At 35.4% G+C, this 18,785-nt stretch carries 16 protein-coding genes; 11 read left to right on the forward strand and 5 right to left on the reverse strand.

Annotated elements, in window-relative coordinates; genetic code table 11:
* Nucleotides 1-138: 138 nt before the first annotated feature.
* From OCV82_RS00690 to OCV82_RS00710, 5 genes are all read right to left on the reverse strand, one after another.
* Nucleotides 139-801 (reverse strand): AlkZ-related protein, encoded by a 663-nt coding sequence (locus tag OCV82_RS00690; protein WP_154042625.1) that lies wholly within the window; start codon nucleotides 799-801, stop codon nucleotides 139-141.
* Nucleotides 802-1,048: 247 nt separating this feature from the next.
* Entirely contained in the window at nucleotides 1,049-1,255 is a 207-nt protein-coding gene (locus tag OCV82_RS00695) for a hypothetical protein (RefSeq protein ID WP_154042626.1), read from the reverse strand.
* Nucleotides 1,252-1,764, reverse strand: coding sequence for an HD domain-containing protein (locus tag OCV82_RS00700; protein ID WP_235340244.1), 513 nt, complete (start codon nucleotides 1,762-1,764; stop codon nucleotides 1,252-1,254). Before OCV82_RS00700 ends, OCV82_RS00695 begins: the two co-directional genes overlap by 4 nt.
* Nucleotides 1,765-1,813: 49 nt before the next feature.
* Complete coding sequence (locus OCV82_RS00705) at nucleotides 1,814-2,704, reverse strand: EamA family transporter (protein ID WP_154042628.1); 891 nt, start codon at nucleotides 2,702-2,704, stop codon at nucleotides 1,814-1,816.
* A gap of 63 nt (nucleotides 2,705-2,767) precedes the next feature.
* Entirely contained in the window at nucleotides 2,768-3,502 is a 735-nt protein-coding gene (locus OCV82_RS00710; RefSeq protein WP_154042629.1) for a YczE/YyaS/YitT family protein, read from the reverse strand.
* Between the two features lie 170 nt (nucleotides 3,503-3,672).
* Here OCV82_RS00710 and OCV82_RS00715 point away from each other — a divergent pair, with 170 nt between their 5' ends.
* The 11 genes from OCV82_RS00715 (at nucleotide 3,673) to OCV82_RS00765 (ending at nucleotide 18,780) form a co-directional block, all read left to right on the forward strand.
* Nucleotides 3,673-4,581, forward strand: a complete 909-nt coding sequence (locus OCV82_RS00715) for an AEC family transporter (RefSeq protein ID WP_154042630.1) — start codon at nucleotides 3,673-3,675, stop codon at nucleotides 4,579-4,581.
* 809 nt (nucleotides 4,582-5,390) lie between these two features.
* A complete protein-coding gene (locus OCV82_RS00720; RefSeq protein WP_154042631.1) occupies nucleotides 5,391-6,689 on the forward strand; it encodes an AAA family ATPase in 1,299 nt (432 codons plus the stop codon).
* The gene (locus OCV82_RS00725) at nucleotides 6,679-7,383 is read left to right on the forward strand and encodes an RloB family protein (RefSeq protein WP_154042632.1); all 705 of its coding nucleotides are present in this window, start codon (nucleotides 6,679-6,681) and stop codon (nucleotides 7,381-7,383) included. Before OCV82_RS00720 ends, OCV82_RS00725 begins: the two co-directional genes overlap by 11 nt.
* Nucleotides 7,384-7,580: 197 nt before the next feature.
* Entirely contained in the window at nucleotides 7,581-10,931 is a 3,351-nt protein-coding gene (locus tag OCV82_RS00730; protein WP_154042633.1) for a hypothetical protein, read from the forward strand.
* Nucleotides 10,928-11,383, forward strand: coding sequence for a response regulator (locus OCV82_RS00735; protein ID WP_154042634.1), 456 nt, complete (start codon nucleotides 10,928-10,930; stop codon nucleotides 11,381-11,383). The genes OCV82_RS00730 and OCV82_RS00735 overlap by 4 nt, the downstream gene beginning before the upstream one ends.
* A complete protein-coding gene (locus tag OCV82_RS00740) occupies nucleotides 11,358-12,608 on the forward strand; it encodes a phosphorylase family protein (protein ID WP_154042635.1) in 1,251 nt (416 codons plus the stop codon). Before OCV82_RS00735 ends, OCV82_RS00740 begins: the two co-directional genes overlap by 26 nt.
* Before the next feature lie 157 nt (nucleotides 12,609-12,765).
* Nucleotides 12,766-13,038 (forward strand): helix-turn-helix domain-containing protein, encoded by a 273-nt coding sequence (locus OCV82_RS00745; RefSeq protein WP_154043058.1) that lies wholly within the window; start codon nucleotides 12,766-12,768, stop codon nucleotides 13,036-13,038.
* A gap of 22 nt (nucleotides 13,039-13,060) precedes the next feature.
* Entirely contained in the window at nucleotides 13,061-15,889 is a 2,829-nt protein-coding gene (locus OCV82_RS00750) for a type I restriction endonuclease subunit R, EcoR124 family (RefSeq protein ID WP_154042636.1), read from the forward strand.
* Nucleotides 15,890-15,892: 3 nt separating this feature from the next.
* On the forward strand, nucleotides 15,893-16,570 hold the full coding sequence (locus OCV82_RS00755) for a GIY-YIG nuclease family protein (RefSeq protein ID WP_154042637.1): 678 nt from the start codon (nucleotides 15,893-15,895) through the stop codon (nucleotides 16,568-16,570).
* Entirely contained in the window at nucleotides 16,563-17,225 is a 663-nt protein-coding gene (locus OCV82_RS00760; RefSeq protein WP_154042638.1) for a C39 family peptidase, read from the forward strand. Before OCV82_RS00755 ends, OCV82_RS00760 begins: the two co-directional genes overlap by 8 nt.
* Before the next feature lies 1 nt (nucleotide 17,226).
* Nucleotides 17,227-18,780 carry a type I restriction-modification system subunit M gene (locus OCV82_RS00765; RefSeq protein ID WP_154042639.1) on the forward strand — a complete coding sequence of 518 codons (1,554 nt, stop codon included), beginning with the start codon at nucleotides 17,227-17,229 and terminating at the stop codon, nucleotides 18,778-18,780.
* Nucleotides 18,781-18,785 lie beyond the last annotated feature (5 nt).

An 18,785-nucleotide genomic window follows, 5' to 3' on the forward strand; every position in this document is an offset into this window, starting at 1 on the left:
ATAAACTAAAAACGGCATGCCGTTTTAGGTTTTATTCCAGATGCAATGATTTTGCGTGTTTGTAAGTAATAAATTCTTTAATATTGTTTGCATAATGTTCTATAAATACCCCATATTGCTATCATTGTGATAAAAGAACTATTTAAGCAGGGCTTTAAGTGACTGTTCGGGTATTCCTGGTAATATCTTCCTGAAGTGTTCCAATATTTTGTCGTAAGACTCTTGAGGTGTTCTGTCCGGGTGGTATTTTCCAAACAAAGCTTCAGGTGTGGTGAGTAAAGACCAACCCCAACCATATTCTCTGCCATGCTTGTCCTGAGGATAAATGAAATCCTCTGTTACTATATATCCGCCCATTTCCAGTCTGGTGATATAGGCATCAAATTTGCTGCGCATTTTCGGACCGGTAAATCCGCATGCATGTCGCAGTTCGCGTGTGATGAGGCTGCCTTCTGTTCTCAGAATATCCAGTATTGTATCTTCTATACTTCCTTCCTCTGGATATGGATAAATACTCCTTCTATAATTGCAAAAATCAGGCCACCATTCACGACTGATAAATGCAGCCTTGCTTTTGAAAAATTTGCCGTATGCGCAACCGCTTTCCTGCAAAATCGAACCTTTCCACTCCCAAAGCGGCCATTCCCATCCTCCGTCAGGCAAACGGTTGTATTGGCAATCTTCGTCCACAATCTCATCTGCCGACCAATCTGTAATACCCATCGGTAGGAGTGGGAGAAATCCTATTTCGTTGATATAGTCTATCAATTCCGGGCAAGAGTGTATGAGTTCTTTTTTCATATATGTAGGTCTTTAATAATCAATGTTTATGATTATTGCAAAAGTATATAAAAAGACGGACCTTTAATATGCTTTTGCAAATTACATAATATATGGATACCATATTTTTGTATGATATCACCTAATATTGAACAATCGACTAAAGAATAGCATATGGATAGTGTAGTAGTACGTAAAATGCCGTATTTTGCCATTCAGATTATTGTGCACACAGATAGTGAAGACAAAACTTTTTTCATATAAGTCTTTATATCATTAACATTATTCTGTTTGCCTCCTTGGTGAATATTTCCGGAAAGCGGCAGATGACTGCGTAAACTTGTTTGCTAGTTACAGGTAGGTTGTCTTTTCGTATATGTAATCCTGAACGGTTTATAGCTTCCGCTATCTGATCGGTAGTCATACCACCTTTCCGTTTTGTCAATATATATACGATGGCCTCCTCAATCTTCATAATGCGTCTAGTCCCCACATGTCGTTTAGCATTGAGATGGCTGAATGTGAACGGAACACTTTCTCACGGAAAGAGATTATACCGTCTTTTGAAACCTTGTCCTCGAATGAATTGACCAGAAAATCAGCTTCAAGCAGAATGCGATGGTCTATGGATATAACATCCGTGTATGTGTGATGGTGGGCTATCAGCCAGCATATTCTTTCTCTTTGACTTTCATTGAAACCGGACACTTCTTTCAGAATCTTTCTGGCTTCATCCGGACCAAGTTCCTCCTGATGTTTTCCGCAGCAGTTTCCAAATCTCGCTTCAGCAGCATGAATACCTATGTCATGGAGAATGGCTGCGGCTTCAAGAACAAAAAGTTCATCCGCTCCAAGTCCTTCTTCGATACCTATAGTACGTGCGAAATTATGTACTTTTACCAGATGCTGAATACGTGGTACGTCTCCACAATCATATTTTATCATTGCCCTCATCAGACGGGCCAAAGTAGTTTGTTCTGTCATAATATTACTAATTTTTGAAATAAATAATCTGTATTGGATATCTGTGTCATTATCGTTTTGTAACTGTAATCATGAATGTTACAGCTACGATAGCGATGGATATTCCTAAAATAATGTTTGTAGTAAGCGGCTCATCAAACATAAAAGTGCCAACTACGATTGCTGTTATAGGTTCGAATACACCGAGAACAGATGCCTTTGTCGCACCGATGTTGCGTGAGGCGATGGCTAAAGTAGCAGTCGAAACAATTGTCGGCAGAATTGCCAGGCCTATAAGGTTGAACCAGTCTGTCCATGCAGTGATTCCTGCTGTTATAGCGATACCGGAGAATATGATTTTTCCAATGAATACAATCGCTCCCACTGTAAGAGTATAGAATGTAAGTAATGTATTTGAAATTCCTGCAATCGCCTTATTACGGTTGATTATGATGATGAAAAGTGCGTAAACCAATGCAGATGCTATAGAAAGCAGTATGCCTATAGGGTTAATAGTCTGTGTGCCGTCACTTTGTGCCATAATGACTACTCCTCCAAATGTGGCTACAATGGCAAGCCATACCGGCCATGACGGAACTACCTTCAAGAATACCATTATGATTGCCACAAGAACAGGGTAGAGAAATACAAGTGTGGTAGCCAGTCCTGACGCAATATATTCGTATGCCTCGAAGAGGAATACACTGCTCGATGTGTAAAGTAGTCCGAGAATAAATAATATACCAATCTGCTTACATGAAATTTTGAAGCTTTGTTTACGTATCATCAGGAATAAACCTAGAATAAGAACCGCAAAAAAGTATCTGAAGAAAAGTATAGATTCTGTTGCGGTACCGTTTTTCATCAGTGGAACCGCGAACAATGGATTTAATCCGTAGGTTATACCGGTAATAATTCCTGCCGGATAGCCTATAATGGCATTTTTGCTTAGTTTCTTCATGTGTTGGTTATATGTAATTGTTATCGGGGTGCAAAATTAATCAATCATATATCTGTGAACAAATTATTTTCTGTAAATGTATCTTGCCAAACCGTAGATGTACCTTCTGAATCCGGGACGGTATCTGAGCAGACGGTCGAACCATTTCAGATGATGGCTTGTAATACGCACGGCCCATCCTACATAGTACATTGCGAATAATGTACCTACCCCAATGATGTGCCATTGCCATTTTCCGAAGAATATATAGCAGAAGATAATGCCTAGAAGAACTAGTGAGATATCTACCGCTATCTTAATCTTTGGAAACTCGATACCGGTTACTTTGCTGATGGCTACAGGAAAACCTTCGCCAGGCATGGTTACACTGCCGCATCTGACCTCTAGTGCGACACCTATAGCCAGAATCGTGCATCCGGCGAATTGTGCTATGGCTTTCTCAAAAAAAGCTGTTGGTTGCAACCATGAAATAATATGCATGTTCAAGTCTATCAGCATGCCGAATACGAATCCTACCAACAACTGAAACAGTTGGACCGGATTGAACTGTCGTCGGAGTACTCCTACTTGTCCAACCACCAGCAGGGCGTTCATTATGAAAGTATATTGTCCGATTGTAAGTGCCGGAGTAAGCCCGTCTGTTCCGGCATCATAAAATGCATATGGCAGAACGCTGATAACACTGGCTCCTAACATACTTTTTACGCAAAGGGAAATTCCTAGAGTCATTATGTACAAGGCTATAAAAAGAAGTACATGTTGCCAAACAAAGGATATAATTTTATCTTTTCTCGTCATTTTAAATATATTTTTATTACTTGAAAAATTCGTGTGCAAAAGTACTAAAAGCCTATAAATGGTGAATATAAAAACAGCAAATAAAAAGATATGAAAAAAAACTTTGCCGGTGAATACTCAAATACGATAATCCGTATCTTTGCACGACTTTTAAAGGTAAGAAGAAAACAATGGATGCAATCGTTACACAGATGATTATTCTGTTTATTTTGGTAATCATCGGTTATTATCTGAGTAAGAAAAAAATGATGGATGCGGATTTTGACCGCAAACTTTCTGGACTGGTTATCAATGTGACTTGTCCGAGTCTGATACTTTCGTCGGTGATGGGTGACACACTCCCTGCTAAGGAAAAGATTCTTCCTTTGCTCGTGGTAGGTTTTGCTACATATGTTATTCTCATTGGACTGGCTTTTCTGCTTCCACGCTATTTGCCTGTCAAATCATCCGACCGAGGCATTTATAGTTTTATGCTGGCATTTGGTAATGTAGGTTTTATAGGATATCCTATTGTGGCTTCAATTTTCGGAGCCAGTGCGGTATTCTATGCAAGTATTCTTAATTTTCCAAGTACTCTATTGATATTTGTGTTCGGGACATTGTTCATATCCGGCGGTCAGGGAAAAATGCGTTTTGACTGGCGTACTCTCTATTGTCCTGCCATGATTGCATCATATCTTTCTATTCTGATTGTGGTAACCGGCTGGGTACCACCACGTGTAATCAGCACTCCATTCATACTGCTTGGAAATGTGACTGTACCTGCAGCATTACTCATTATAGGCTCGTCAATTGCGCGTGTGCCTGTCCGTCGTATGTTTGGCAATACGGCTATTTACATTATGTCTGTTCTGCGTCTGATGCTTGTTCCGCTTCTAATTCTGTATTTATCGCGTCTATGTAGAATAGACGAAACCATAGCCAATATAAATGTTGTGCTTGCAGCTATGCCTGTTGCTTCGTATGGCACCTTGTTTTGTATCCAGTATCAGAAAGGGGAAGTAATTATGGCCGAAGGCACATTTCTTACGACCTTACTCTCAGTGCTGAGTATTCCGCTGCTGACGATGTTTCTGTAGGTGTAAACTAAACTTCTCAAATACAAAATATTTCATCTGCAAAATTTATCTTGTCCGTAATTCCATATGTATAGATTTAGGTTGTCAATGTAAAATTAGAACATTTTATTTGATACTTTGTTACTCGTTCTACTGCTAGTAACAAATCATTAACCCAATATACAAACAAAAGAAAAAACAGCAAATAAAAAAATAAATATTTGCTGTCTTTTTTATGCCTTTATATTAGTGTGATTAATTACTTTTTCTTATTTGTTTTCAGTAACAAAATAAGGCTTCACTTTCCGATGCAACATGTAGATGTAATTGATAATCAAAAACTTATATTTTAAACGGTAGAAAAGTATTTTTTAGGTCATAATGGGTTGTTTTTGAACCTGAATTTACTGTTCCTACGTTTATTCTTCAACATAAAATTAGAGCCGTGGAAAATCTAAATTTTCCAACTGAAGTTCACCAGTTTTCTGTCTACTTACAAAGGTACAAATAAAACGTGAGTTCTTCGCCAAGTATGTCAACTAAATGCTAGAGGATTTCACTTGATTCTGTTTGCAGAACAAAGGGAAAATAATTGATTCTTTTCCCTTTATTTGGCTTTACTTTAATAAATACATATATGTGTATGAGTATAAAGTAAAGTGATATTTTGGAGAAGTATATTTTATGGTTGTAATCATTGGTTGATTTGTGAAATAAGAATTATTATAATTTCTATTTCTTAAAATTGCAAATTATCGATGTTTTTTTTAAATAGAATCGCATTTTTGTGATTTTATTTTATATTTTTGTATTACCAATATAATTACAGTATGATACAGGAAATAAAAATAAAGAACTTCTTGTCTTTCAGAGATGAAGTAGTATTTAGCTTCGAGGCATCAAATGATAAATTTGCAGAAGATTGTCAAGTAGTAACGTTGGGCGATTCAGCCCAAACTCGCCTGTTACGCCTTGGCGTTGTGTATGGTTATAATGCATCAGGGAAGAGCAACTTACTTAATGCATTTGGTTTTCTCAGTTATTTTTGGGATCATGATCCAAGTTCTGCTGATTCAGGAACTAAAATTCGTCCATTTCGTCTCAATTCATCTTCCCCAAAAGAACCCACTAAGTTTGAATTGATTTTTTTTGTGAAGGACACAAAATATTATTATCAATTGGAGCTGGACTCTAAGAATGTTATTCTTGAGAAACTTTCTTATTATAAGAGTACTCAGCCCATTATGCTATTTGAGAGAGTGATGCGTAATGGCCAGTCAGAAGTTATGTTTAATAATCAAAATGGAGATAAGGTAACATCTGTCATCAAAGATAAAATAACAGTAGAATGTTTGAAGAACATATCGTTTTTTGTCGCACGGGATAAAGCAAACGCTAATCTTCCTTTAATAGATGCTGCAAAAGCATGGTTGAGGAAACATATAATGAATTTGGTTGAGCCTCGGATAGATTTGACGGGGTATGCTCAAAGAAAAACTTCTAATGATAACTCATTAGTCAAATATCTGCTGGCCTTTTTGCAAGCAGCTGACTTTAACGTAACTAATATCACGACGGATATGATTACAGAAAAATTATCAGAAGATGCTCTGAAATTTATTATAGATCATAATGCTGTCCCAGATGATGAACGTGAACGCTTAATATCTGAAAAATCATACAAAAGACTAATGACAACTTTTGAACATACTGTAGAAGATGAGACAGGTAAAAAATCATATAATTTCTCATTGAACGAAGAATCACTTGGGACCTTGAAGACCTTTGGTATAGAGACAGCTTTATATCAAGCTGTTCAAAATAATGCTTTCCTACCTATTGATGAGATTGAAAACTCATTGCATCCTATGCTACTTGAAAAAATATTGTATGAGTACTTAAGAATACCATCAAGAAGTCAAGTTATAGTAACTACACATAATGATGGTCTGTTGGATTTGGTCAGTGATTTGATCCGTAAAGATTCCATTTGGTTTACAGAGAAAGACAAAGCTGGCGTAACCGACTTGTATAAATTGACTGATTTTAAGGGTGTAAATCGTATTGCATCTATACGGGAGGCATATAGAAATAAACGTTTTGGAGCTACAATGGGAGATGGAAAATAGAAAACTGAAAGAGCCAGAGCAAGCGCATTATTTTGCACCAGTTGCTCAAGTTGGTGATATAGAAGAAGGAACAAAAGAAATGTCTCCTTTGTATCCTTTTGTGGTAAGTGGCGGAAAAAATACTGAAAGGTATTATTTCACTCATGTCAGTGCAATTTCAAATAAGTATAAATTTAATATTCGTCCTAAATATTTTGGAGATGAGTCTTCTTATACAGATGTATTTCCCAAAAGAATTGCTGAAATACTATCTAAGAATGTAGATGCCAAAATCTTTTGTGTGTTTGATATGGATACCGTAGTGAGCGATGGGCTACAAGATAAACATGCAGATTTCGTAGCTGCTTTTAAATCAGTAATAAATAGTGGTCAAGTCGTATTATGTGAAAGTATGCCTTCGTTTGAGTTTTGGCTATTGCTACATTTTACAGATTATGAAGGATTATTAAAGAATTATTCAAAAGTCTCAAACGTGTTAGCTCCTTATCTCAAACCTTATTTTAACAATGCAACTGTGCCTTTTAAGAAATTGATAAAGAAAGAAAAGTACTTAAAAAACCCAGATTGGGTAAGGCTTTTGCTTGACGAAGATCGATTAAAAGATGCCGTAGAAAGAGCAAAAAACTGCCTTTCTAGAGAAAAAAATGAAAACGGAAGACATTCATATACAAATGTGTTTAAGGCATTTGAGTAATCTTATTTTATTAATATTTTGTGATTCCATTTTCAAAGAGCATAAAGGTCTATTAGACGTTATAGCCTTATAGTGTTGGCAGAATGGGTTATAATGAAGGTTTTGTCTTTCTTGTAGAGAAAGTGAAATATATAGTGTTGTTTCATTTTAAGATGAGAGAAGGTTATTTGTTATAATACAAACATTAATAATGTTTTATGGTAAATCAAAAAAAAATAAACGAATTTATTAGTTGTATCCATCAGAATGGAAGTGATAAGATTGAAGTATTGTTTAATGCTTTGGAGTCTTGTAACTATTCTGAACTTAAATGCCTATATAGCAAAGTTCCAAGAATTTATAAAGGTTTATTTTCTTTGTCTTTTTTGAAGAGAACATCTTTTTCACAAATTAATAAGACTTCTAAATTTATTTATTTAAACACATCTGAAATTATCGGCAAACAAGTTTATGTGATATTGATGCATTCAAAAATTATAAATAAATATCTGAGTTATAAAAATAAATATGAATTTTTATATTTGAATGGTCTATATGATGAAGCACGTATAATCCTTAATAAGATAGATCATGAAATTTCGTATTCGTATTGGGCAATGTCCAATTATATTAGAATGGAAAGAATGCAAAAAGGTGTAAATGCCGCTATTAAAGTACATAATGAATATTGGCATGCAAATGACAATTTAATTATTAAGAAATTTTGTAATGCAGCTTTTTATACAAGTGCACTCGATTATTCTTCAGATATTAAAAAGAAATTGTATTATAAGCCAGAGAATGAGTATGCTAAAAAACTGAATAATTTAGTCAGCACACGGTATTTTGCTTTTGAAGGTATCAATGAAGAAAATGAATTATGTATTGATTTTTGTACTTCAATTATAGATTTATATAACCATTTTATAATTTGTATCTCCAATGTAACACAAGAACACATTACTGAAGATATTCGTTTAGGTTTAAAAGAAGTAGCAGAGGCCGTAGAGGATCCATATATATTGAAACTTTGTATTCTTTATGATATTAAAACAACGAAGAATTACAACAATCCGATAGAACGAAACTCTATAATAAAAGATTATGTAAATCAAAACTACAATAATGTTATTGAGAATGTTCCCAATTATTTAAAATCTAAAAATGTTTTCGATGCTGAATTGTTAATCATGCTGTCAAAAAGTATGGTCAATCATGGAAGTGACACCTCTATTTTAAAAAATGATGGAACTATTTATGAATCTATAAAATATCATCTTTGCCAGTTATTAAACAGAAAAGACGACGTCACATTCCATCAAAGGAAATTAGAAGATTTATGTAAATCACAATTTGATATAACTGAGATCAGATATCTTTATTCTACAATAAAAGCCATTTGTAATACTGATATATATAATTTATATTTAAATACCTGGAGATATTCCAAGTATTTAAATATTGGTGATGTATGCTTTTTTAAAGATAACCGTAAACAGAAACTTCTAGAATGGAAATACGACACATCAATTGTTGAAGCTTGCTTTAATTTTCCTCAGCAGTGTTTGTCTCAAGATTGTTGGGAGATATCTATTGCGGGAATTCATGACGAAGAGATGAATTATCAATTATTAGTAGCGTTAGAACAAAATCAAATAGTAGGATATCTAAAAAGTCCTATTTGTTTGTATTTATTTGAAACTTTTATCCAACAAAAAAAATATAAAGAGGCTGTCGTCTTTTTTGTAAAAAACCATATATCGGATATAAATGTTAATATACCCATCCCAAATAGTTCTGTTAATTTAATATTAGAGTTAAATGATATAATTGTAAAAGAAATTCCATTAGAATTGGCAATATTTTATTTTTTAATAAATTCTGATATTGATATAATTTATTTGGCATATAAACAGTGCTTGCGTAAATTAAATGTTAAAAAAGCTTCAGAGGTCCAAGTTACAGGAAATACAATAATTGATTATTTCTTAGCAAATATTGCAATCCCTAGAATTTTAACACTGCATGTACTTAGATTTAAGTCAGTAGAAGATGTTATTAATGAACGAATATCAATATGTACAAATCTAAATTTGTTTTATGATAAAAAACGATTTGCTGAAGAAATAGCTGGTCATATTCGTGACTTGAAGATTCTGGAATTAAATAATAAAGTAGATGATAATAAAATTTATGTTGATACTCAATCAATAAAAGACAATGAGTTAGATGAAGCAAAAGCTCTCTTTAAAATGTATGAACAATCTTCTTCAGAAGAATCTGTTTTAAGTGAAAGTGTATCGATGCTTGTTCATAAACTTAGAGAAATGGGGATTGGGGTTGAAGTTTTTCTAGGATCATTAGAACATGGCCAAGAGCGAGTTAATTATCAGTATGATATATTAAAACGCATGTTTATATATATTCGTGATCAATTTCTGTTCAATCCCAAATCTGGACTTGATAATTATTTAAGTACACGAATTAGGCATGGAACCTTGATTAATCAGTTACGAAATCATTTTGAAACGGATAATTTGATTTCTAATAAAGTTAATGATGCCTATATTCCAAACGAATTTTGGATATATTCCGTTTTTGGCATAAAAGACGCTATATTAAAAAGTGATTGCATAACCAGATTTACAGAATTTTCTTCAAAAATAGATGCGCTTATTTTTAAGATTAAAGATCAATATGTCCAAGTTAGAACAGAACAATATCAAGAAAAAATGGAAGCATGTTTCAATTTTGATATAGAAAACTTTGAAGAAAAACTTAGAGAACTTCATTCTCGCAGCGAACTTAATTCATTCGAAGCTATTCTTTCTGAGATTTTAGCTATTTTGTGGGCGCATACAGATGATTGTTTGGAAATTGTAAAAACTAAATTGATGGATGTGCAGAATTTGTTATTAGAAGAGTTACATGCTTTTGAGAAAGACATAGAAAAACTTGTTGGCTATAAAAAAGTATCATGGGTAAAGTTTCACGATGCCTTGACTCAGTGTACTAATAATATTCAGAGTGATATTCAAATAGTTGCAAGATGGTTTAATAGAAGTAGTTCTGTTGATTTTGATTTTACAATTAAACAAGTAATAGAAACTTGTAAGCATGGAATAAATGCCAATAATAATAATAAATTTTTGGTAGAAGTTGAGTGTGATTCGTTTTCGGAGTTAAAAGGTAAATATTTTTCAACACTTTATGATATGTTTCATGATATAATGATCAATGCTCTCAATTATGAAAGAGAAAAACATACTGGTGGTATTTGTAGAATAAATGCAATAGAAAATGAGGATATATTAAAGATAAATGTAAGTAATCCTATAATTAGTGATAATATTGATGAAATGTGTGAAAAGGTTAATAAAATCAACAGAAATTTAGAAAATCTTTTAAGTGGAGGAATTTCAAGAATGGAAGGCAATTCTGGGTGTATCAAAATATTTAATGCAGTCCATAATCACCTTGGTTCAAAGAATAACTCATATTCTAATTCTATAGAAAATGAATGTTTTAATGTTAATATTGAGTTGGACTTAATTCCTTTGAGAAAATGAGAGTATTATTTGTAGAAGATGATGACAATAAACGTAATAGTGTTATTGCATATTTATCGTCAGTGTTCAAGGATGATATTTCTATTTCAATAGGAATGTCAATTGCAAGTGGTGTTCAACTAGCTATAGATGAGAAGTTTGATGTAATAATATTAGATATGACAATACCAAACTTTGACAAAACAGATGGCAAGGATGGTGGACAGTCTTTTAAAAACGGAGGAGAATTTATTATTCGAGAATTGATAGATGAAGGAGTCTTATTTAAATGCTTGATTTTAACTCAATACGAAACTTTTAATAATGAAACTATTGATCAAATTAGTGAACGAATAAAAACTAAATGCGGAGTTAATTATCTTGGTTATGTTAAATATAACAAGTTAAATGAAGAGTGGAAGGGACAATTAGTAAAATTATTGCAAGATGTTAAGAATTTTAATAATAGATGATACTCCTAGTAAAGTAAAGGATATCTTGGATTTACTATCAGAAATGCGTGATATAAATATGAACCTAGTCGAATCTGCCGTTTCTGTTCAAGATGCAGAAGAGAAATTTTCGAAGGTACAATATGATTTGGTTATTTTAGATCTATACCTACCTCTTCGTCATGGTATGGATCCTAGTCCAGATAATGCTATTACGTTATTAAATGATTTGTCAAATGAAGATGAGTTGATGATGCCGTATAATATAGTAGGCATAACTAGATGGAAGGATGCAGATCCGAAATATAAAGCAATATTTGATGAATTCTTATTAGCATATATTTTATATGAAGAATGTAGTGATGATTGGAAATTGAAGCTACGTAATAAAATAGATTTTCTAAGAAAAGCTCAAAAAAGCTTAATGAATCAAGAGTTTTATGACTATGATGTAGCTATTATCAATGCATTGCAAACTGAAAATAGGCATGTTAAAAAGGCTTTTGAGAATGATGGTTGGGAAGAACTAAAAGTTCCTGCCGACCATTCTACTATTTATTATACAAAACAGATTTTTAATAAAGACAAAACATATAGAATAGTAACTTGTTCTTCTTTGCAAATGGCATCAACAGCATCAGCAGTTTTAGCTACAAAAGTTATATATAACTTTAGACCTAAATTATTAATAATGACAGGTATTGCTGCTGCTGTTAATAGAGATGACGTTAATTTGGGTGATATTTTGGTTGCATCAAAAGTATGGGATGGAGCTAGCGGAAAAATAAAAACAGATAAAGAAGGGGATGATGTATTTTATCCAGATTTTCACGAGATACCTATTGATCCTGATATTCATGCTCTAGTACAAAAAATGGCTGACAATAGAGGGTTATTGGATTCTATCGAAGCGAAGTACGAAGGGCATAAACCGGCTTACAAATTAAATGTAAGGATTGGGCCCATTGCGTCTGTACCAGCTGTATTGTCTTCTCAAGGAGAAGTAAAGAAAATTGAAATTCATTGTAGAAAGCTTTTAGGTATAGAAATGGAAGGTTACGGCGTATTTTATGCGGCACAAAATAGTGCCCACCCAAAACCTCAATACACGATATTAATAAAATCTGCTTCAGATTTTGCAGATCCACAAAAGTCAGATGATTTTCAAGACTATTGTATGTACACTTCTGCAAACTTTGCTCGTCATTTGATTTATTTAATTTTTGATTCACCTATATTAAAATGAGTCTATAATAAATTCCCAATTAATACAATAAAAAATACATTTATATATTGTTTTGAGTTTATTTTTACCACAATATACAACTTTAGGGTTGTATTATCCTGAATTTTTGGTACCTTTGCCTAATGAGTTAGGTAAAGGTATTTTTTTGATATACAATATGGTAGAAAAACATATCAAAATAGGTTCAGAAATAATTCAGAACAAATCTGAAGAAAGATGGAAGAATAACTCTCTAGCTATAGCGACAGTTATGTCTAGTAGAATGGTTGAGCTTGGTTTAACACAACGGACTTTGGCTAAAAAGATGAATTGTACTCAACAATATGTTTCAAAAGTGTTGAAAGGACGTGAGAATCTATCATTAGAAACCATGTGTAAGATAGAAGATGCACTAGATATCAAAGTATTAAATACTGAATTAAAGAAGTAAAACATCATAGCAAGATAAAAGTATGTCAATACAAAGTGAAGCGGCATTAGAAGCCGGACTTATCGCTACCCTTCAACAAATGGACTATGAATATATCCAGATTGCAGAGGAAGATAATCTTCAAGCCAATTTCAAACGGCAGTTGGAGAAGCATAACCGTAAGCAGTTGTCAGAGCATGGTCGTACTGAATTTACCGGTGAGGAATTTGAAAAGATACTTATCTACCTAGAAGGTGGTACGCGCTTTGAAAAAGCAAAAAAACTCCGGGACCTCTATCCGCTTGACACGTCAGATGGCAAGCGGATTTGGGTGGAGTTTCTCAATCGTCAGCAATGGTGTCAGAATGAGTTTCAGGTGTCGAACCAAATTACGGTGGAAGGACGTAAGAAATGCCGCTATGATGTAACCATTCTTATAAATGGTTTGCCTTTGGTTCAGATTGAATTGAAACGCCGAGGCGTGGAACTGAAACAAGCATACAATCAAATACAGCGTTACCACAAGACTTCATTCCACGGACTATTTGACTATATCCAGTTGTTTGTCATATCCAACGGAGTAAATACACGTTATTTCGCCAATAATCCGAATAGTGGTTATAAATTCACATTCAACTGGACTGATGCTGCCAATCATCCGTTCAATGAGTTGGATAAGTTTGCCGTATTTTTCTTAGAGAAGTGTACGCTCGGTAAAATTATAGGAAAATATATTGTACTGCATGAGGGCGACAAGTGCCTGATGGTGCTTCGCCCTTATCAATTTTATGCGGTAGAGAAGATTTTGGACAGGGTACAAAACTCTAACGACAATGGCTATATCTGGCATACAACAGGTGCTGGAAAAACATTAACTTCATTCAAGGCGGCACAGCTTGTATCGGAATTGGATGATGTAGATAAGGTGATGTTTGTAGTTGACCGTCATGACCTCGACACTCAGACACAATCGGAATACGAGGCATTTGAGCCGGGTGCGGTGGATAGTACCGACAATACGGATGAACTTGTGAAGCGACTGCAAAGCAATTCAAAGATTATTATCACTACCATTCAGAAACTCAACTCTGCAGTCAGCAAGACTTGGTATAGCAATAAGATTGAATCTGTCCGTCACTCACGTATCGTAATGATATTTGATGAGTGTCATCGCAGTCATTTCGGGGACAGCCACAAGAAGATTATGAAGTTCTTTGACAATGCCCGGATATTCGGCTTTACCGGAACGCCTATCTTTACTGAGAATGCGGTGGACGGACATACCACCAAAGAAATATTCGGCAATTGCCTCCATAAATATCTGATTAAGGATGCCATTGCGGATGAAAACGTGCTTGGTTTCCTTGTAGAATACTATCACGGCAATGAAGTCGTTGATAATGACAATCAAGCCCGAATGGAAGAAATTGCAAAATTCATCCTTAACAATTTCAACAAATCCACATTTGATGGAGATTTTGATGCCTTGTTTGCCGTGCAGTCCGTTCCGATGCTTATACGCTATTACAAGATTTTCAAATCTTTGACCCCTAAAATCCGAATCGGTGCAGTGTTTACGTACGCAGCCAATAGTAGCCAGGATGATGACCAGACAGGTATGGGTACAGGTCAATATACAAGTCAAAGTGTAGGCGAAGCTGACGAACTGCAAGCCATCATGGATGATTACAATAAAATGTTCGGAACAGCTTTCACGACTGAGAATTTCCGAGCATACTATGATGACATCAATCTGCGCATGAAAAAGAAGAAAGCGGATATGAAACCGCTTGACCTTTGCCTTGTCGTGGGTATGTTCTTAACCGGCTTTGACAGCAAGAAACTGAATACGCTCTATGTGGATAAAAACATGGAGTATCATGGCTTGCTGCAAGCGTTCAGTCGTACCAACCGAGTACTGAACGAGAAGAAGCGTTTTGGTAAAATCGTTTGTTTTCGTGACTTGAAAAGTAATGTTGATACGTCTATCAGGTTATTTAGTAACTCTGACAATCCTGAGGATATAGTGCGCCCTCCGTTTGAGGAAGTAAAACAGGAATACAGAACTTTAGCAACAGAGTTTCTTCAAAAATATCCTACGCCCGGCAGCATAGACTTTCTGCAAAGTGAAAACGACAAAAAGAATTTTGTGCTTGCTTTTCGTGATATAATCCGCAAACACGCAGAAATCCAGATATACGAAGATTATAGCGAAGATGCGGACGATCTTGGACTGACAGAACAACAATTCAACGACTATAAGAGTAAATATCTCGACATAACAGTTGGCTTTATCAATCCTCCAGTTACACCACCAGTTGTTGCGGAAGACCCTGTGCCATACGGCAGTAATCAAGGCTTGGAAGATATAGATTTCTGTCTTGAACTTCTGCATAGTGACATTATCAATGTGGCTTATATCCTTGAACTCATTGCCGACCTTGACCCATATAGCGATGATTATTCTGCCAAACGCCAGCATATCATTGATACTATGATTAAGGATGCTGGAATGAGAGGCAAAGCCAAACTCATAGACGGCTTTATCAAAAAGAATGTGGATGAAGACAAGGAAAACTTCATGACTGGGCGTAATAAGGCTGACGGCACAAATGAATTGGAGGAACGCCTGAACCAGTATATTGTATCTGAACGAAATAAAGCTATATGTGATTTGGCTGATGAAGAACAAATTTCTTCCGAGGTGCTTAATCTCTATATAAAAGAGTATGACTATTTGCAGAAGGAACAGCCGGAAATCATACAAAAGGCTTTGAAAGAGAAACATCTTGGCCTGATAAAGACAAGAAAAGCATTGACACGCATTCTTGACCGTCTGCGTGGTATTATAAGAACTTTTAGTTGGGAATAAAATATGAGTGACAATAAAGAAATAGGCTATGTGTATATTCTTACGAATCCGAGTTTTCGTGAGGATTGGGTTAAGATTGGTAAAAGTTCACGTCCTGTTGATGTACGCTCAAAGGAATTGGATAACACTGCGGTTCCGCTTCCATTTGAGATTTTCGCCACAATGAAAACTTCCAAGTTTAATGAAGTTGAGAAGTTGGTCCATAAGACTATAGACCGATTGACTGACTTACGTATTAGGCAAAACAGGGAGTTCTTTAACGTCGATCCCAAAGTAGCACTTGATATATTCAGAGATATTGCCCAAACTGTAGACGATGCAGTTGTGACAGAATATAAGGATAATAAACCTATTGTTACTAATGCTGAAAAGGAGGAGCAAAAAATTGAAATAGAACGTCCGAAGAAACGGGAAAGATTCAAATTCAGTATGGTTAATATTCCGGTAGGAGAATACATCACTTTTATCCCAACCAATATAAATGTAAAAGTTGCAAGTGATGATTCTATTGAATATGAAGGAAGAATATATAAATTATCACCCTTCGTAGGAACTTTTCTACCGGAAGAAAAAAGAACACCGTCCAATGCCTATCAGGGAGCAAAATACTTTTCTTACAATGGACAGGTATTGGATGATTTACGCAAACAATTTGAGCAAAAATCTATAGAAAATGATTAAAATTATAGATAGTCTATACCTTACAGAGAAAGGATGTAGTATAAAAAAACGCAATTATCATCCAGTTCATATTCGTCAAGGAGATATTGATGGTGCATGCGCTGTATATTCTTTGATGATGAATTTACTTATCTTGAAGACGATAAGTCGAGTTCAGATTGAAGATGTATACGATAATATAAAGAAGTCGCCAGAAACGGAAAAGCTATTCCATGAATTTTTTGACAAACATGGTATGATAAGAGGTGGCTTTTATTTTGATCGGCTTACCAAATTAGTCAATAGGGTTTATGGAGAGGTTGTTACTGCCCAATATTCCAATATTAATGATAATTTTAGAGAAACTGATTTTTGGGAGTTAGTAAAGACAGCAATAGATGACAATATCCCCATTATTCTTGGTATGGATTTTAAAACGGGCGGTGGTCATGCTGTTCTTGCCGTTGGGTACGAATATGATGAAGATGGCATATTCAATGTGTTTTGTCTTGATCCCGGATATGAATGTAACCCAACATCATATTGGAATATGGTTATTGCCTTAAATCTATTCAGCGGAAAATTCAAGCATCAGTGTTTGACTAACAATTCTTATAATTGTCCTGCAGTATATATCTCTGATGCAATATTAATTACGAAAAATAAGAAAAAATAATATGAGCGAAGAATTACAACAGAAACTCCGTGACCAGCTTTGGGAGGTCGCAAACCGTTTGCGTGGCAATATGTCGGCAAGCGACTTTATGTATTTTACCTTGGGGTTTATCTTTTATAAATACTTGTCGGAAAAAATAGAGAAATACGCCAACAGTGCACTTGAAGATGACGAAGTCACTTTTAAAGAATTGTGGGATATGACCGATGCCGATGCTATGGAGTTACAGGAAGAGGTCAAAAACCAGTGCCTGGAAAATATTGGTTATTTTATAGAGCCCAAATATCTGTTTTCATCTGTGATAGACACTATCAAACGGAAAGAAAATATCCTGCCAATGCTGGAACGTTCGTTGAAACGCATAGAAGACAGTACACTTGGGCAGGATAGCGAAGAGGATTTCGGAGGACTGTTCTCTGATATTGATTTGGCTTCTCCAAAGTTGGGTAAGACCGCTGACGACAAGAATACATTGGTCAGCAATGTGCTTCTTGCTTTGGATGATATAGATTTTGGTGTGGAAGCCTCACAGGAAATTGATATTCTCGGTGATGCCTACGAATATATGATTTCTCAATTTGCTGCCGGAGCTGGGAAGAAAGCAGGAGAGTTCTATACGCCTCAGGAAGTCAGTCGTATATTGGCGGAAATTGTTTCTATCGGCCACCAACGTCTGCGCAATGTGTATGATCCTACTTGTGGCAGCGGCTCGTTATTGTTACGTGCAGCAAGTATAGGAAAGGCTGTTGATATATTTGGACAAGAAAAGAATCCTACTACCTACAATCTTGCCAGAATGAATATGCTGCTTCACGGAATCAAGTTCAGCAACTTCAAAATAGAAAACGGTGATACGCTAGAATGGGACGCTTTTGGAGACACCCAATTTGATGCAGTAGTTGCAAATCCTCCGTTCTCTGCCGAATGGAGTGCCGCCGACAAGTTCAACAATGATGATCGTTTCAGCAAGGCCGGACGGCTCGCACCGAAGAAAACAGCCGATTACGCCTTTATCCTGCACATGATTTATCACTTGAATGAGGGCGGTACAATGGCTTGCGTAGCTCCTCACGGTGTATTGTTCCGTGGAAATGCCGAAGGTGTTATCCGCCGTTTCCTCATAGAAAAAAAGAACTACATAGATGCCATTATCGGATTACCAGCCAACATATTCTATGGTACAAGTATTCCGACCTGTATTCTTGTCTTCAAGAAATGCCGTAAGGAAGATGACAATATCCTGTTCATTGACGCAAGCAAGGAGTTTGAAAAAGTAAAGACTCAAAACAAGCTTCGTCCACAGCATATACAGAAGATTGTTGAAACCTACCGTGACCGTAAGGAAATAGAAAAGTACAGTCATCTTGCCACCTTACAAGAAGTGGCCGACAATGACTACAACTTGAATATCCCCCGGTATGTTGATACCTTTGAGGAAGAAGAACCTATCGACATTAAGGCCGTAATGGCAGAAATCAAAGAACTTGAAGCCAAACGTGCCGAACTGGACAAAGAGATTGAGGTGTATTTGAAAGAATTGGGACTAGTTGAATAAATGGA

Origin of the sequence: Bacteroides cellulolyticus, assembly GCF_025567135.1 — a bacterium.
Lineage (GTDB): Bacteria > Bacteroidota > Bacteroidia > Bacteroidales > Bacteroidaceae > Phocaeicola > Phocaeicola cellulolyticus.

Coding starts and splice junctions, on each gene's coding strand:
- OCV82_RS00690 (WP_154042625.1), bottom strand. CDS start 801: ATGAAAAAAGAACTCATACACTCTTGCCCGGAATTGATAGACTATATC.
- OCV82_RS00695 (WP_154042626.1), bottom strand. CDS start 1,255: ATGAAGATTGAGGAGGCCATCGTATATATATTGACAAAACGGAAAGGT.
- OCV82_RS00700 (WP_235340244.1), bottom strand. CDS start 1,764: ATGACAGAACAAACTACTTTGGCCCGTCTGATGAGGGCAATGATAAAA.
- OCV82_RS00705 (WP_154042628.1), bottom strand. CDS start 2,704: ATGAAGAAACTAAGCAAAAATGCCATTATAGGCTATCCGGCAGGAATT.
- OCV82_RS00710 (WP_154042629.1), bottom strand. CDS start 3,502: ATGACGAGAAAAGATAAAATTATATCCTTTGTTTGGCAACATGTACTT.
- OCV82_RS00715 (WP_154042630.1), top strand. CDS start 3,673: ATGGATGCAATCGTTACACAGATGATTATTCTGTTTATTTTGGTAATC.
- OCV82_RS00720 (WP_154042631.1), top strand. CDS start 5,391: ATGATACAGGAAATAAAAATAAAGAACTTCTTGTCTTTCAGAGATGAA.
- OCV82_RS00725 (WP_154042632.1), top strand. CDS start 6,679: ATGGAAAATAGAAAACTGAAAGAGCCAGAGCAAGCGCATTATTTTGCA.
- OCV82_RS00730 (WP_154042633.1), top strand. CDS start 7,581: ATGGTAAATCAAAAAAAAATAAACGAATTTATTAGTTGTATCCATCAG.
- OCV82_RS00735 (WP_154042634.1), top strand. CDS start 10,928: ATGAGAGTATTATTTGTAGAAGATGATGACAATAAACGTAATAGTGTT.
- OCV82_RS00740 (WP_154042635.1), top strand. CDS start 11,358: ATGTTAAGAATTTTAATAATAGATGATACTCCTAGTAAAGTAAAGGAT.
- OCV82_RS00745 (WP_154043058.1), top strand. CDS start 12,766: ATGGTAGAAAAACATATCAAAATAGGTTCAGAAATAATTCAGAACAAA.
- OCV82_RS00750 (WP_154042636.1), top strand. CDS start 13,061: ATGTCAATACAAAGTGAAGCGGCATTAGAAGCCGGACTTATCGCTACC.
- OCV82_RS00755 (WP_154042637.1), top strand. CDS start 15,893: ATGAGTGACAATAAAGAAATAGGCTATGTGTATATTCTTACGAATCCG.
- OCV82_RS00760 (WP_154042638.1), top strand. CDS start 16,563: ATGATTAAAATTATAGATAGTCTATACCTTACAGAGAAAGGATGTAGT.
- OCV82_RS00765 (WP_154042639.1), top strand. CDS start 17,227: ATGAGCGAAGAATTACAACAGAAACTCCGTGACCAGCTTTGGGAGGTC.